The organism is Nitrospirota bacterium (assembly GCA_016219645.1).
Taxonomy (GTDB): Bacteria; Nitrospirota; Nitrospiria; order Nitrospirales; family Nitrospiraceae; genus Palsa-1315.
Genome location: JACRLR010000044.1, coordinates 1 through 14,398 on the forward strand (window position 1 = coordinate 1; position 14,398 = coordinate 14,398).

Annotated in this window: 10 protein-coding genes; 7 read left to right on the forward strand and 3 right to left on the reverse strand. The window is 55.3% G+C overall.

Annotation, left to right across the window (positions count from 1 at the left end; translation table 11 throughout):
- Positions 1 to 150 precede the first annotated feature (150 nt).
- From HZB34_14650 to HZB34_14665, 4 genes are all read left to right on the forward strand, one after another.
- Positions 151 to 1,641, forward strand: a complete 1,491-nt coding sequence (locus HZB34_14650; GenBank protein MBI5317200.1) for a DUF692 family protein — start codon at positions 151 to 153, stop codon at positions 1,639 to 1,641.
- Positions 1,638 to 2,795, forward strand: coding sequence for a tRNA-dihydrouridine synthase (locus HZB34_14655; protein MBI5317201.1), 1,158 nt, complete (start codon positions 1,638 to 1,640; stop codon positions 2,793 to 2,795). Before HZB34_14650 ends, HZB34_14655 begins: the two co-directional genes overlap by 4 nt.
- Positions 2,796 to 3,428, forward strand: a complete 633-nt coding sequence (maf, locus tag HZB34_14660; protein ID MBI5317202.1) for a septum formation protein Maf — start codon at positions 2,796 to 2,798, stop codon at positions 3,426 to 3,428. It abuts the gene before it with no gap.
- A 68-nt stretch (positions 3,429 to 3,496) separates the two neighbouring features.
- The gene (locus tag HZB34_14665) at positions 3,497 to 4,168 is read left to right on the forward strand and encodes a hypothetical protein (GenBank protein MBI5317203.1); all 672 of its coding nucleotides are present in this window, start codon (positions 3,497 to 3,499) and stop codon (positions 4,166 to 4,168) included.
- Positions 4,169 to 4,207: 39 nt separating this feature from the next.
- Here HZB34_14665 and HZB34_14670 read toward each other — a convergent pair whose 3' ends face one another.
- Genes HZB34_14670 through HZB34_14680 form a run of 3 tightly spaced genes read right to left on the reverse strand, consistent with a single transcriptional unit; the run spans position 4,208 to position 8,477 of the window.
- A complete protein-coding gene (locus tag HZB34_14670; protein ID MBI5317204.1) occupies positions 4,208 to 5,800 on the reverse strand; it encodes a hypothetical protein in 1,593 nt (530 codons plus the stop codon).
- 40 nt (positions 5,801 to 5,840) lie between these two features.
- Positions 5,841 to 7,589, reverse strand: a complete 1,749-nt coding sequence (locus HZB34_14675) for a cytochrome c3 family protein (protein ID MBI5317205.1) — start codon at positions 7,587 to 7,589, stop codon at positions 5,841 to 5,843.
- Positions 7,590 to 7,643: 54 nt separating this feature from the next.
- Positions 7,644 to 8,477, reverse strand: a complete 834-nt coding sequence (locus HZB34_14680; GenBank protein MBI5317206.1) for a hypothetical protein — start codon at positions 8,475 to 8,477, stop codon at positions 7,644 to 7,646.
- Positions 8,478 to 8,989: 512 nt separating this feature from the next.
- On the opposite strand from HZB34_14680, the gene HZB34_14685 reads away from it, so the two are divergent.
- The 3 genes from HZB34_14685 (at position 8,990) to ccmI (ending at position 14,396) form a co-directional block, all read left to right on the forward strand.
- Positions 8,990 to 10,525, forward strand: a complete 1,536-nt coding sequence (locus tag HZB34_14685; GenBank protein ID MBI5317207.1) for a hypothetical protein — start codon at positions 8,990 to 8,992, stop codon at positions 10,523 to 10,525.
- A 209-nt stretch (positions 10,526 to 10,734) separates the two neighbouring features.
- Positions 10,735 to 13,035 (forward strand): hypothetical protein, encoded by a 2,301-nt coding sequence (locus HZB34_14690; protein ID MBI5317208.1) that lies wholly within the window; start codon positions 10,735 to 10,737, stop codon positions 13,033 to 13,035.
- An 83-nt stretch (positions 13,036 to 13,118) separates the two neighbouring features.
- Positions 13,119 to 14,396: a c-type cytochrome biogenesis protein CcmI gene (ccmI, locus tag HZB34_14695; GenBank protein MBI5317209.1), complete on the forward strand. Its 1,278-nt coding sequence runs from the start codon at positions 13,119 to 13,121 to the stop codon at positions 14,394 to 14,396.
- Positions 14,397 to 14,398 lie beyond the last annotated feature (2 nt).

Below are 14,398 nucleotides of genomic sequence, written 5' to 3' on the forward strand. Positions count from 1 at the left end.
GCGCCCGGTCACGCCGAGGCCGGATCATCCGTGGCGCCGACGCCTGCGACCGGAGCGACGAACACAGGCAACGGTGGCGACCACATAAACCGGACATTTCTACTTGGGGGGAAAGCGGACATTTCTAAATTGGGTTGACAGGGGGGATCGGTGGTTGATTTGGATTTCATTCATCAGGACTTTCAACGTCGCCTCAGGGAAATTCCAGCACAGGGGATGGGACTGTCAGTCGATGTCTATACTCCCGATCTATTCGAACTGGTGAACAGACTCAGAGAGCGAGGGCTCCAGCCCGGCTATCTGGAAGTCTTTAAGGCGACGACGACCGCAGTGACAAAGGTTCGCCGGGAACTATCGGACATACCGTTGGCCTACCACGGTGAAGGTCTGTGGATCACGCAGCCGGACGTACAAGCGTCTCCGGTTTTTGAGCAGGACCTCGAAGAGATGGTTATGCAGCTGAATAGCTTGCAGAGCCTCTGGTTGAATCATGAATGCGCGACGAAGCAGATGGCGGGCTACTCGTTTGGTACCTATCTCCCTCCACTCTATACACCATTGAGTGCCCGGGTAGTGGCCGGCAACATCGAGCTGGTTCAGCAGGCAATGGATCGGCAGGCTGCTCGGGCAGACGGAACTGCGCCGCTCTTTCTCTTGGAGATGCCACCCCTCACATATTTTGCTGCCGGCACGATACCGATTTCCTATTTTTTCCGGCTCGTTACGGGCTCGGTGCCCTGCGGTCTTGTGCTGGACATCGGACACCTCTGGACGGTGTATCGTTATACGTCCGTCTGTCGACGGATCTCTCTCGAACGATTCATCGAGGAATTTCTCGCCGAATTCCCTCTGGAACGGGTTGTAGAAATCCATCTGGCAGGGCTGGCCTGCCATGAATCGGCTGATCAGCCACAGGGAGGAGAAGGACTTCCCGAATGGATCGACGCCCATGCTGCTCCGATTCCCTCGATCCTCTTTGCCATGCTCGAGCAGGTTCTGGCCCATCCAAACCTTGTCAGTCTCCGGGCGGTCGCGCTTGAAGTAGATACCAAACCGATTGAGGTGATTGTGGAGGAGTATGCAGAGGCAGTTCGGCGCTTCTCCTTCCTCGTTCAGCAGGCGATGGCCCGAGACACGCCGGTAGGACAGTTGAGGAAGGCGACGTGTTGTCCAGTCTCAATTCAGGAGTCTGTATGCCAGTCCGAACGGCAGCAGTTGTGCGACGATTATGAACGGTATGCACGGATCATTATGGGGCAAACTCCGATAACAGGTCCGGAGTGGCAGGAAGTCGCCGTGGAAGGGAGCGGGTTAACACGGTATCGCACGTCCTACGTTCCGCACGAGATTCTCCATTGGGGAGGAGACCTTGAAGGGATGTTTCCGCAGGCCTGCCGGGCTCTAGCCGAGCGGGGCGTCTGTCTGGCTGAGTTCGTGGATTTCTGGTTTCGGTCTCCAAGACCGCTTACCCACTCCTACGATTTTTTCCTCCTCAAGATCGAACGGTTTTTCGAATTTGTGACGGAGCGCGTACCGGATATGCGTGCCTCCGTACAACAGGAATGCGACCTGTTGCGCCTGGCCTATGGTCAAGCCAATGAGGCGGGAGAATCGATGATGGAGATGGAGCGGATCAGATGAGTTTCTGGCAATCACTCCCCAAGCCGATTATAGGGATGGCGCCGATGGATGGGGTGACCGATGCAACGTTTCGCCATACCGTCGCGATGCAGGGAAAGCCGGACGTCTCCTTCACGGAATTCACTCATGTCCATGATGTCTGTCGTGGCCCGGAGTTCCTGTTGGACTCCCTCATCTACCATGAGGCTGAACGACCGGTTGTCGCGCAGTTGTATGGAAAGGAGCCGGATCTTTTCTATCAGGCGGCCCATGCAGTCTGTGAATTGGGGTTCGACGGATTGGATATCAACATGGGCTGTCCTTCGCGGAGTGTCGCTTCATCGGGATCAGGGGCAGGGCTGATCAGAACGCCAGATGTCGCTCAGGCTATCATGCAGGCTGCCAGACAAGGAATTGCCGATTGGGCGGCCGGTCAGACCCTTGAGGGAGCGGGGCTCAAGCCAGGCAGGGTGGCGGCAATCCATAGGCTGAACGAGCGGCGGCAGGACGGCCGCCCGCTCGTCCGACAGAAGATCCCCCTGTCGGTCAAGACACGTCTTGGCTACGATGTGGTCGTTGTCGACCGGTGGATCGGACATCTCCTCACAGAACGGCCTGCGGTCATTTCCCTGCACGGCCGTACCTTGCAACAAATGTATCGAGGGGAAGCAGATTGGAGTGCCATTTCCCAGGCTGCGGGAATCGTTCGGGGGAGCGGGACTTTGCTCTTCGGCAATGGGGATGTGCACAGTTATCATGATGTCATCCGCCGTGTGCGGGATACCGGAGTTGATGGGGTGTTGGTGGGACGAGCCGTCCTCGGGTCCCCCTGGTTCTTCCGAGAAAAAGAGGAGGCGCGACTCGTTCTGCAGCAACATGTGTCTGAAGAGGGGCTTGAGCCGTGGGTTCCTCAGCTGGACTATCGCTTCGAGGTGCTGCTCAATCATGCGAGACGATTTGAAACGATCTGTGGACAAGGCCAGTTTCGACGAATGCGCAAACACTTGGGCTGGTACTGCAAAGGATTTCCTCATGCCGCCTCGCTTCGAGCCGATATGTTTCGAGTCTCATCGGTTGCCGATCTGGAGCAGGTGCTTACCGATTTTCGCGTGCGCAACGCGAGCCTGACCGAGGTCTCCAACCAGGTGCTGCCTGAACCTTTTCCGATGTTGTAGATGCCACTCATTCTGGCTTCCACGTCCCCACGCCGTCGCGAGTTACTTGCTCTGCTGGGTGTCCCCTTCAAGGTCGTGGACCCATCTTTCGAGGAACAGCTGGTAACCGACCGTTCGGCGGTAGAACAGGTGACATCCTTCGCGCTCGCCAAGGCCCAGTCGGTCGCGAGATACGAGCCGGAGACGATTGTGCTGGGGAGTGATACGGTGATCGAGTTGGATCATGCCGTGCTTGGAAAACCAGCTGATCTGCTGGAGGCCCGTGCGATGCTTCGACGCCTGGCCGCTCGTGACCATTACGTACACACGGCTGTCGCGCTCGTCGGTTCAACTCAGAAGGTCGAGGTTACCGCTCTGTCTACCGCTGTCGTTCGGATGAGGTCCTTTGATGCACAGGCGCATGAACGCTATCTGGAGACGGAGGAAAGTCTCGGCAAAGCCGGTGCATACTCGATTCAAGGAGAGGGCGGCGATTTGGTCGATTCCATTGATGGAGATTTTCCAACGGTAGTCGGTTTGCCCCTCCGTCTGGTCGCTCAACTGCTTAGGCAATGCGGTATAGAAGTGCCAGTTGATCTCGACGAACTCTACGCCAGCAAACCCTACGCTAACTGGGATCACTTTTCAGGCTGATTGCAAAGGGATGGGGGCTTTCGTACAATGCCGCCTCATTGATCGCTGTCTCGCTGATGGAGGGAGTCTTGAGTGTGCGATGTGTGACAAGGTTGGCGCAAGTCGGCCCCGTTGTTGCCTGTACGGTTGCGGGTCTGGTGACAGTCTTTGGTGTTCAGTCGGTCTTGGCGATCGATGTGAAGGTTTCAATAGAAGAGGCGCAGAAGGCCTTGGAAGCCGGGCGGGCTCCCATGGAGAAGGCCAACACCCCAGAGGAGGTCAAGAAAGTTCTCCAGCAAGCTTCCATGGTTACGCGTGTAGGAGCCCATCCAGAGAAAGACCCTTGCGGAGCCAGCGCCATTCTCCGGACCAAACGCTATCGACTTGAAGCCTTTGGCCGACAGGAGGCGGCGGAGTCCAAGAAGAGGAAAATGGATGTGCGGATGCCAGACGAATTCATCAGGAAAGTCGTCGACATGCCCAACATGGAGATTGAAGTTCAGCTCTGTGGCGATGACGAATACTTTGCAGAAGGCGCCTTGATCGAGCTGCAGCAGGGCTCCAAGAGGATCAAACCCATCGACATCGGTAAAGCTGAACGTGGTCGAAAGAATGAGGGAAGCGGTCCGATCTACCGGTCGCGTTTTACTGCTCTGTTTGCATATGAAACCTTTGATCCCACCGCCGCGTCCACTTTCGTCATTAATCTGCAGGACGGAAGTGAAGCGAGGATAGCCGCTGATTTCTCCAAAGTGAAGTAGACACTTCTTTCGCTCTCTGACGACCGATTAATTAAATCATTAGGACTCGCGCTCGTTCTCGTGGTGCTTGTGGCTTTCCGCCGACTGGCGTTGAAACTGTTCGTACGACAGGGACAACTTCTGCTGCATTGCCCTCTCTAGCGGCTGTCCGGCCAGGAGCACAGTCATCAGCTGGCGGATGGTGTACATGCTATGTCGATCAACGAGGTATCGAATGGCAGCGGTTGCCGTGAGGTATGCGGTCGGTAATGACGTTGAGGGGAGCCGAACCCATGGTCCGTGCAGGGAAGGCAGAGGCATGAGGGCAGGGTTATGCTGTCGGGACTCTTCAATGTCGGGCCAGGGGTCCTCCGTCAGATGGATGGCCAGACCCTCCATGAGCCATGTTGGAGGAGAGGGGGTGTTCTGTTTAGCCTGTTCGTGAAAGAGGGCATGAACAAATTGATGACGGACCACGCGGCTGAACAATGCGAGATCGTCGAGTGCGCCTTCAGTGGGGAGATGGATTGAACCAGACTTCTGATCGAACAAGGTATCGGCCAAATGGGGGGTTCCCGCCGGACCGGAAAATTTCTCTCCTGTATGGAGGACAACCTTCACTGGTCTGGCGGGTACTTGTCCGAACTTCGGAGGGATCTCCTCATAGGCGTATTCGAGTATGGCACGGATGCGCACCCACGTTTCCTGATCGTCAGGGCCGTCGAATTGAACGACGAAATGAGCGGAGTCTCGATGGGATGACGGTTTTTGCGATGGTTCCACCTGAGTCGTGATGGATGCGGGCGGTGGATCAGCGGATGGCATTGAGGGAGGAGGTGCGAGGTTTCCACGGGGATTCGGAGTTGATAAGGGATCATCTGCTGCTGGTTTGACTGAGGGGGAGAGTGCTTTTGCCACTGCGAGAGGTTGCAGGGAGTTCCCGGTATTCGTTTTTGCGACCAGCGTATTTCTATAAGACCGGAGATGGGGATCATATCGGGCCTGTGTATCCGCGATATTGAGATGGGTTATTGCCGAGGTCTTGTCGCCTTTCTCCAAGAGGAGTTCAGCGAGGGCAAGATGAGGGAACGGATCGGTGGGGTTCAGTCGAATTGCCCTGTTGAGGAACTGAGATGTCATTGCCGGGTCGCGGAGTTCCCAGTACGCTTGTGTCAGGTTCATGTAGGCGAGCGGATTGGCTGGGTCCGACGCAACGGCTTTCTTAAAGGCTTTGACGGAAAGTGCGCTCCCTCCGAACTTTTCCTGTTGCACACCGAGATTGTTCCAGAGTGATGCGGTGTACCGCCTGGCCTCGGCTTTTCCCACCCTTTTGTTCGAGAGGGCCATTAAACGGCGTTCTGCTTCCCTGAAGTTTCCCTTATCCACTTCGTCGCGAATGATCCCGAGCGCATCAGTCGGTGCTTGACCGAGATCAATCAGTCGTGATTGCGGAACATCCCACGACGGGTATTCGTGCGTTCCCGACAACGCGAAGCTGGGTGGGCGTTGTAGGGGGAGAGGCTCCGGGGTCTGCCGCGATACTGGCCCCGAAGTCAAATATGCCGGTTTCAGCCACGTGTGGTAGCCGATAAACAGCACGAGCGCGAGGGCGAGGAATTTGAGGATAGAGGAGATATCGCGCTGATATTTCACAACACAGTGTCCTCGTAGTTTTCAAACGGTCTGTTTGAAGCTATCGGCCGCGAAAGATATTGCTGCCGGATTTCACCGTCTTCCAGAGCGTTGTGTCGTGACACCGATCACATTGTGGGCCGAAACTTCCCTCATGCTTGTCGTCCTTCTTATGACAACTGACACAGGAGGAGGATGAGTTGACCTTCTTGTCCATACGCTCGGTATGACAGGCATAACAATCGAGCCCGTTATGACCACCGTCAAGTTTGAAGCGGGTTCGCGTGTCATGATTGAAGTCCCAGAGTTTCCAATCCCGTAGGCTGTGGCAGTCCTGGCATTCCGTGCCCAGCCTGCGCCGGTGCACATCGTCCTTGTTGTGGCAGGCATAGCAGTCTGTGGGCGTCTTGTCTTGATACAGCCGTCCCTTGTGACAACTCTCGCAGGTCGCTGCGCGATGCTTGGCGAGGAGAGGGTATTTGGTGTCTCGATCATGATCGAATGAGACCGTTTTCCATCGTTCCTCGGCGTGGCATTTATCGCACTTCACCCCGAAGTTGGACCGATGGATATCGTCTTTCTTGTGGCAGGCGTAGCAGTCGGTCGGTGTCTTGTCTTTGTAGAGGGTGCCTTTGTGGCATCCGTCGCATTTGGTCTTCCGGTGGTAACCCTTTAGCCGATACGGCGTATCACGATCATGATCAAAGAGCAGGACTTTCCAGCTCCGTTCGGTGTGACAGCTCTCGCATTTTTCGGTAAATCGTCCCTTATGCTTGTCGTCCTTCTTGTGGCAGGCATTGCAGTCGGCCGGAGTCTTATCTTTATAGAGGTGCCCCTTATGGCAGGACTCGCACTTGGTTGTGATATGCCGCCCCCGTAGCGGGTATTTTGAGTGCAAGTCATGGTCGAACATGATGATTTTCCAATCGCTCTCCGAGTGGCAGGTCTCGCATCTCTCTCCGTACGTCCCTCTGTGTTTGTCATCTTTCTTGTGGCAGGCAAAACAATCTGACGGCGCATCTTTGAATGCGGGAGTCAGATGACATTTCGTGCATTCGACCTTGGCGTGTTTACCCATCAATGGGAAACGAGACTTGTTATGGTCGAAGGGCGCCTTCTTCCATGACCGGTCGTCGTGACAGTCCTCGCACTTCGTGCCTTCCTGTCCTTTATGCTTGTCGTCTTTCTTATGGCAGGAGTAACAGTCCATGGGGGTTTCCTTGTAGCGATCGTTCGCGTGGCAGCCTTTGCAAGGCACCTCCGCATGCTTGTTCCGAAGCTTGTAGCGAGTCTTGTCGTGATCGAACCGGATCTCTTTCCAATCCCTATCCGTATGACAGGCGGAGCAGGCGCTACCGACCTTCCCTTTGTGCTTATCGTCTTTCTTGTGGCAAGCGTAGCAATCTGACGGCGTATCGCGATACTTGATCTTGGGTGTGTGACAGGCCTTGCACTCGATTTTCTTAGAGTTGGCATGGGCGCCCTTGAGTGGGAAGTCAGTCTGTCCGTGATTGAACGTCTGCTCCGTGATCGGTGCGATGTTCTCCGTTCTGCCTTTGTGATCTGTGTGGCAATCCTTGCATTCACGCTGTTCCTTGAATCGTCCGTGCGATCCCAGCTTCTGCTCAACGTCCGTGCGAATGTCTTTGTGACAATCCTGGCAGAGACTATTCATTGCTGCCTTGTCGAACCGTTTGTGGCACTTGGTACAGTCTTCTTCCCATTTGGCATGGCCCTCGATTACTTGCCCTGGCATCAAGGCGGTCTCGACATTGTCTGCCCGGGCCGGTGCTCCTATGAGCATCAACATGCCGAAGAGAGTAATGAGCAGGTAGCAGGGTGAGGCCAGCACAGTTGATAGGCCTCAGTACATGTATGCGGCCACGATGTGAAAAATCGTACAGGCGGCCAGGATGTAGATGAGTGGAATGTGGAGCACGTGCCACCACGAGAAGAGACGTTCGTAGGTACTAAACTGGGCGACGCGCTCGCTTTCTCTCAAATACGAGGACGCCAATTGAATCGCTTCTGATGCCCCGTGATGGAATTCTGGGTGCCGTTCGGTTTTCAGAATTCTGCGCAGCTCTCTCGCGCAGCGAAAAGCCAGGATGTGTCTTCTCAGGCCGATCGTCAGGGGGCTGAAGAGGTGCGAGGTGAAGGAACGGTCGGGTTGCGTCGAGTCCCGCTCGAAAGATTTGAGCCATTGTTCGACTCGAGGCGCAAAGTGTAGTCGGGACTTGGCATCATGTGAATCGCTTGAAAATTTCTCCTGAATTTCCCCCAGCGTGGCACGACGGCCGTAGAGACCATGGTGAATCTTCGTGTAAACAAAGCGGCCGATAATGCCACTGATGACGACACCCAGCATGCTGACGAGAGCTATCGTGGCGTTCAGGGACCTCAGATGAAAGGTTGAGTGAAATAGGATGAGCGTGGGCCCGACGATCCCCATGATCATGTGGATACGAAACCAGTGTTTCAGCGCACCCCAGCGATGCATGAAGCGCACATGCTTGCGCAGTGGATAGGCCAGCATCGCAAGCATCATCACTGAACCGGTAACTCCCAGGTAAAAGCCAAAGTTCGAGCGGGGAGTGTAATAATTACCGGCGGCCACTTTGTAGGCTACCCAGATCGATAAGCCCGCGAGTACGCAGGCCAGCAGTCGCCCCGGCAGGGGGGGAGAATCGGATGTCACGTTTTCATCCGGTCTTGAAGCGCGCCGAGTTGCCGGGCGAGATGTTTCGATTGTTCGCCTTTGGACTCGAGGAAGAGGTTCAGCGATGGCCATAGCAGTTCATCCTCTGTTTGTTGAGAGAGTGTTGGTTCCCTGCATCGAAGATCCTGATTGCATAGAGCAACTCCCGCGCCCGTGTTGCGGTGCACGATCCTTGCGGGGTTTCGAACATTTATGACCTGTAGGTCTGTATAGAGTGTAGGTGCCGGCCTGCAAACTTGTACAGGAAGAGACCTGCGCCTATGGGTAGATCTACCCAGGCAGAATCTACGCCCCTCTTAAGAAATCAGAAGCTTGCGATGTTTCAGTTGTAAGAGGTACGTCGCTTGCTTTGTCCACTTACTTATCCGTGCTGTTGGGATCGCATTTTCGCGATCTGCTCATGAGAGCGTATACCTAGTAATTATAACTAATTGGTAAAACTGGCGCACCCAAGAGAGATTGCGCCAATGCCGAATGCACGAATGACTAGGATGACTAGCCTGACAGGACATCGGTTCTTTGCCTGGACAATTGTTTTCGGGTTTCTGGCGGTATGCAGCACGATGTTGTTGATGCCGGAGGCCGCGTCTGCCCAGGGAAGTAGCCGCACAGGCATTGAAATCGATCACAGTAGTACCGGTTTCCCGCTCAGCGGGGGGCACGCGCAGGTTGTGTGCGAGCGGTGTCACTTACAGGGCATCTTTCGGGGAACCCCCACGCAATGTATGCAATGCCACTCCCCCGGCGGACGAGTCGTCTCCACTTTCAAACCGACGAATCACATACCGACCACTGTTAATTGCAGCAGCTGCCACAGGACGACAAATTGGACGCCTGCGTTTTTTACGCACAACGGCGTGGCGCCGGGAACCTGTTCCAGATGCCATAACCAAACTATCGCATCAGGCAAGCCTGCGACCCATATTCCGACGACCATGGCCTGCGACAGTTGCCACCGGACGGTTGGCTGGACTGGTGCGGCCTTCAAACATACTGGAGTTGGGCCAGGTACTTGCGCTACTTGCCACAACGGTATCCAGGCTCCGGGGAAGTCGGCTGGGCACGTGGCTACTACTGCTTCGTGCGATTCCTGCCATCGAGTGGGTGCGGCGAATTGGGTACTTACCAGCACAGGTTACAATCACGCGGGTGTGGTGCCGGGCACCTGCGCCACCTGCCATAACGGCTCGACAGCGCGGGGTAAATCGGCGAGTCACGTCCCGACGACGCAGGCCTGCGATACCTGCCATAAGTCGACGACGACGTTTGTCGGGGCCGGGTTCAATCACACGGGGATCGTCAGTGGCTGTGCGACCTGCCACAACGGCTCGACAGCGCGGGGTAAATCGGCGAGTCACATCCCGACGACGCAGGCCTGCGAGACCTGCCATAAGTCGACGACGACATTCCTGGGCACCGCATTTAACCACACGGGGATCGTGAGTGGCTGTGCGACCTGCCACAACGGCTCGACGGCGTTGGGCAAATCGGCGAGTCACGTCCCGACGACGCAACCCTGCGAGACCTGCCATAAGTCGACGACGACGTTCCTGGGCACCGCATTTAACCACACGGGGATCGTGAGTGGCTGTGCGACCTGCCATAACGGCTCGACGGCGCGGGGCAAATCGGCGAGTCACGTGCCGACGACGCAACCCTGCGAGACCTGCCATAAGTCGACGACGACGTTTACGGGAGCACAGTTTAACCACACGGGCATTACGACTGGTTGTGCGACCTGCCATAACGGCTCGACGGCGTTGGGCAAACCAGCGAACCACATCCCGGTCACCACGGCTTGCGAGACCTGTCACAAGTCCACAACGGCCTTTTCCGGATCGAGATACCACAGTTCGGTGGTGGCCACGCCAGGGCAATGCAACACCTGCCATGAGCGCGGCATGAATTGGTTAGGGGTGCAGGGTACTAGACCGTCGGACCATACGAGTACTAAACCCAAACCCAACTCAAACGCGCCAAACTCTTGTGACAACTCAGGCTGCCACAGGGTCGGCGGCAGCTTCTAGAAAGTCAGAGGTGATGTGTCTATAGGTGGAACGAACGGGGTGCATTCCGGAGTATGACGGGGCTGTGTCCATTGCGAGAATGTGAAAACGATGTTGGAAAATATGTGATGGCTCGCGATCAGGGATTCACATGACAGGCCAGGGTCTACACCGAGACCTTTCCAGATTCAACTCCGATCAACCGTCATTAAACGCAGAGAGGGTATGTATTGAGATCATGTCGTGGTGGTACGTTGCGCCATGCCCTGGCGGGGCTCGTGCTCTGTGGAATTATGACCTGCGCTGGGCTGTTGTCTCCTGCGTTGACAACTGCCCAAGTGCTCGACCGTATCGAAATTATTGAAACTCCCACGGCGGCCGAAATTCACATCATCTTCAATACCAGAGCGTTGTACTTGAGGCATACGCCTTCTGAAAAGGGTGATTACGTCACCATTTTCCTCGACTTTCCTGGGCAGGATCGCTCCCGTCGATTCGCACGAGAATTGGCCGTCTCGCCGCCCAGCGATTTGATCCCGAAATTTAGGGTCACCTTTCCCGACCAAGGGACGAATGGACTTTCCATCCAATTTGAAAAACCGGTGCGATTCAGAATCAGTCAGCGGGGTATCCCGAGCGCCAGCCGAATTGTGGTTGCGGTTAAATTGGATCGACCGGCGGCGCTCCCGCCAGTCCCGCCTGAAATGAAAATTCCACCGGCTACTCCTCCCGCGGCCAAGGACTCCAAGCTGTCGTTTGATTTCCCGCCGTTCGCTCCCGGGAAGGATGTTGAGACATATGCTGAGGATTTGATGAAGCTAGGCCGCAAGGCGCTGAACGTCGGAGAGAATGAGGCGGCATTGAAGATCTTCAATGCGATCCTCAATCTCCCGCCGAATAAACAATCACAAGTCGCTCAGGAGTGGGTCGGAGTGGCCAGGCAACAAAGCAGAGAATATGAGAAAGCAAAAGCGGAATATGAACTCTACCTCAAACTCTACTCCGAGGGAGAAGACGCGGCGAGAGTACGAGGACGGTTAGCATCGTTGCAGGAGGTCATCGATCAGCGGGCACAAGCCAAAACTGCCAGACCGGCTAAGAAGATCGACGAAATGCAGGTCTATGGCAGTCTGTATACGTACTACTATGGTGGGTATTCTCAGACAAAAATTAAAGACAAGGTAGCGAATACAACCACAACTTCTAACCTTCATGACCAATCGTTGATTCAGTCTGCCCTCGATTTCACCAGCCGCTATCGAAAAGACGAATATGACAACAAGTTGGTTGCCCGTGGCACGCAGACCTATAACGAGCTCGCAACCTCCGATAGCCAGCGGAACATCAGCCGTCTCCGGGCACTCTTTTACGAACATTCAAGTCAGGATTCGTATCTGGTTCGTGTCGGACGGCAACCAGGCAATAGCGGCGGTATTCTGGATTATCGTTTCGATGGCGCATGGGTTCGCTACATAGCCGTGCCACAATTGCTAAGCCTCAATCTGGTCGGAGGGCAGCCGAGGCAATTCAATTTCACCTCCAATTATGTGCCCGATGATCCGCGCAACTTCAGCTTGAACGGGGAACGCTATTTTTATGGTGCGAATGTGGACATCGGGCCACTGTGGCAAGCCTGGAGTGGAAATGCCTATTACATTAATCAGATGGTGAACGGAGTAGTAGATCGACGGGCAGTCGGCACGGAACTTCGGTATGCCGCAAATGGCAAGAATGCCTTCGGTTTGATCGACTATGACATATCCTATGGCGCACTCAATATCGCGATGCTCAATGGTTCATGGGTGACAGAGGGCACAACCTACACTATCTTGGCCGATCATCGACGAACTCCTTATCTCACAACCACCAACGCCCTATTCGGAGTCCCCAATGCCTCACTTGACCTCATTAACACGGCGAATGAATCTGCGCTTCGCGCCCAAGCAAAAGCCATCACCGCAACCAGCGATTTATTTCTGGCGGGAGTGCTCCACGCGGTGAGCCAGAACTGGCAACTCGGCGGGGATGTCCGTTACAACCGGATCTCTGGGACGTCGGCTAACAACTGTCTGGTCATCTTGCCGGGAACAAGCACCATCTTTCTCAATCCGAATGCGATAACGGATGCACCATGCTCCTTACAGGCACTCCCCGGGACTGGAAATATATGGACGTATTCGGCTCAAGCAATTGGGGCGAACTTTCCGTTTGAGGGTACGACCTTCGTGGCGAATGCCAGCTATGTCACGAGCCAGGCATACAGAGGTCAATCACTTACATTAAATTCATTGGCTCGTCTCGGACCGCGATTGCAGTTCGATACCCTTCTCCTCCTCTATCACCAAACCGATAGCTTCGACGTGGAGCTGTACCGCGTGACTCCGACGGTTCGGATAAACTATCGCTTTCTCGACAGCTGGACCTTCGAAGCCACAGGCGGATTTGAGAAAACGCAGTCGGAGAGTTCGACGCAAAAGGATACGACGTCGAGACAATTCTTTTTCTTTGGTCTGCGGTGGGACTTTTCATAGCTCGCATAATATGACCATTGGTACAGGGGTCTGTGAGACCCTCGTATCGGTGCTCAACTGCTTCCGGGAGGAATTACAGGCGCATGACGCTCATATTCTGGCTCATCGCATCAGCTATGACCTTAGGCATAATCGGGCTCCTCTTGTGGCCATTGCTAAGGCGGACCACTGTGATGGCAACGGGAGAGTGTGAGAGCAGACTGGCGGTCTATCGGCAGCAGTTTGCTGAACTGGAGCAGGACCGTAAGAATGGCACGTTGAACGATGAACTGTTTCAGCAGGCACAGCGTGAACTCGAGCGACGGTTGCTCGATGAGTCCGGGAGCACGGACCTAGTGCCGGCTGTGGTGCGACGGCGGGTAAACAGTCTGTTGGTGGCGGTCCTGTTGGCTATTTTCATTCCAACAGCGAGTCTGGGGTTGTACTGGGAACTCGGGAATCCGCTCGCAGTGATCCATCCATCTGTGCCCGCGTTGTCGGCTCAGGGAAACGCGGATTCCGGGCACCAAACTGCTGAAGGGATGGAGGTTCTGTCGGAACGTCTGAAGGCAAAACTCGAGCAGAATCCCGATGATGGCGTGGGATGGGCGCTCCTCGCCCGTTCCTATGTCGAAATGGGCCGGCACAACGATGCCGTGATGATTTACGAGAAAGCCATGAAGTTGCTCCCCGATGATCCTCAGCTGCTCGTCGACTACGCCGATGCTCTCGGCGTGCTGCATGGCCGAAAGTTGATGGGGAAGTCTGAATGGTTGATTCGGCAGGCGCTCAAACTCGATCCGAACCATGTCAAAGCGTTGATGCTGGCCGGGACTGTGGCGTTTGATCGCAAAGAGTTCAGGCAGACGGTGAGGTATTGGGAACGGGCCAGCGCTAACCTTCCGACAGATGCGGAGGGGGAGGTTCGGCAAGAGTTACTCTCCGGTATCAATGAGGCCAAGAGATTCGCCGGCGAAAAACCGACGATAGTCAAGGCGGTCAGTGATGCGGCATCTTCGACGATGCCAGGTAGTCAGGCTGCCGCAATCAGCGGGACTGTGAATCTGGCGCCGCGTCTTGCTGCGAAAGCCGTCTCAATGAATACATTGTTCGTATTCGCGCGCGAGATAAATGGCCCGCCCATGCCGGTTTCGATCGTGCGGGCTACGAAACAGGATATGCCCTTTATGTTCCGGCTCGATGACTCAACGAGTCCCATGCCCTCCAGAAAACTCTCCAGCGCAGGAACGGTAATGATTGTGGCCCGTTTGTCGAAATCCGGCCAGGCCATGCCACAAAGTGGAGACCTGGAGGGGGTGAGTCAGCCGGTGAGACCGGGAGCGAATAAGATCACCGTCGTCATCGATCATGAAAGACCCTAGCA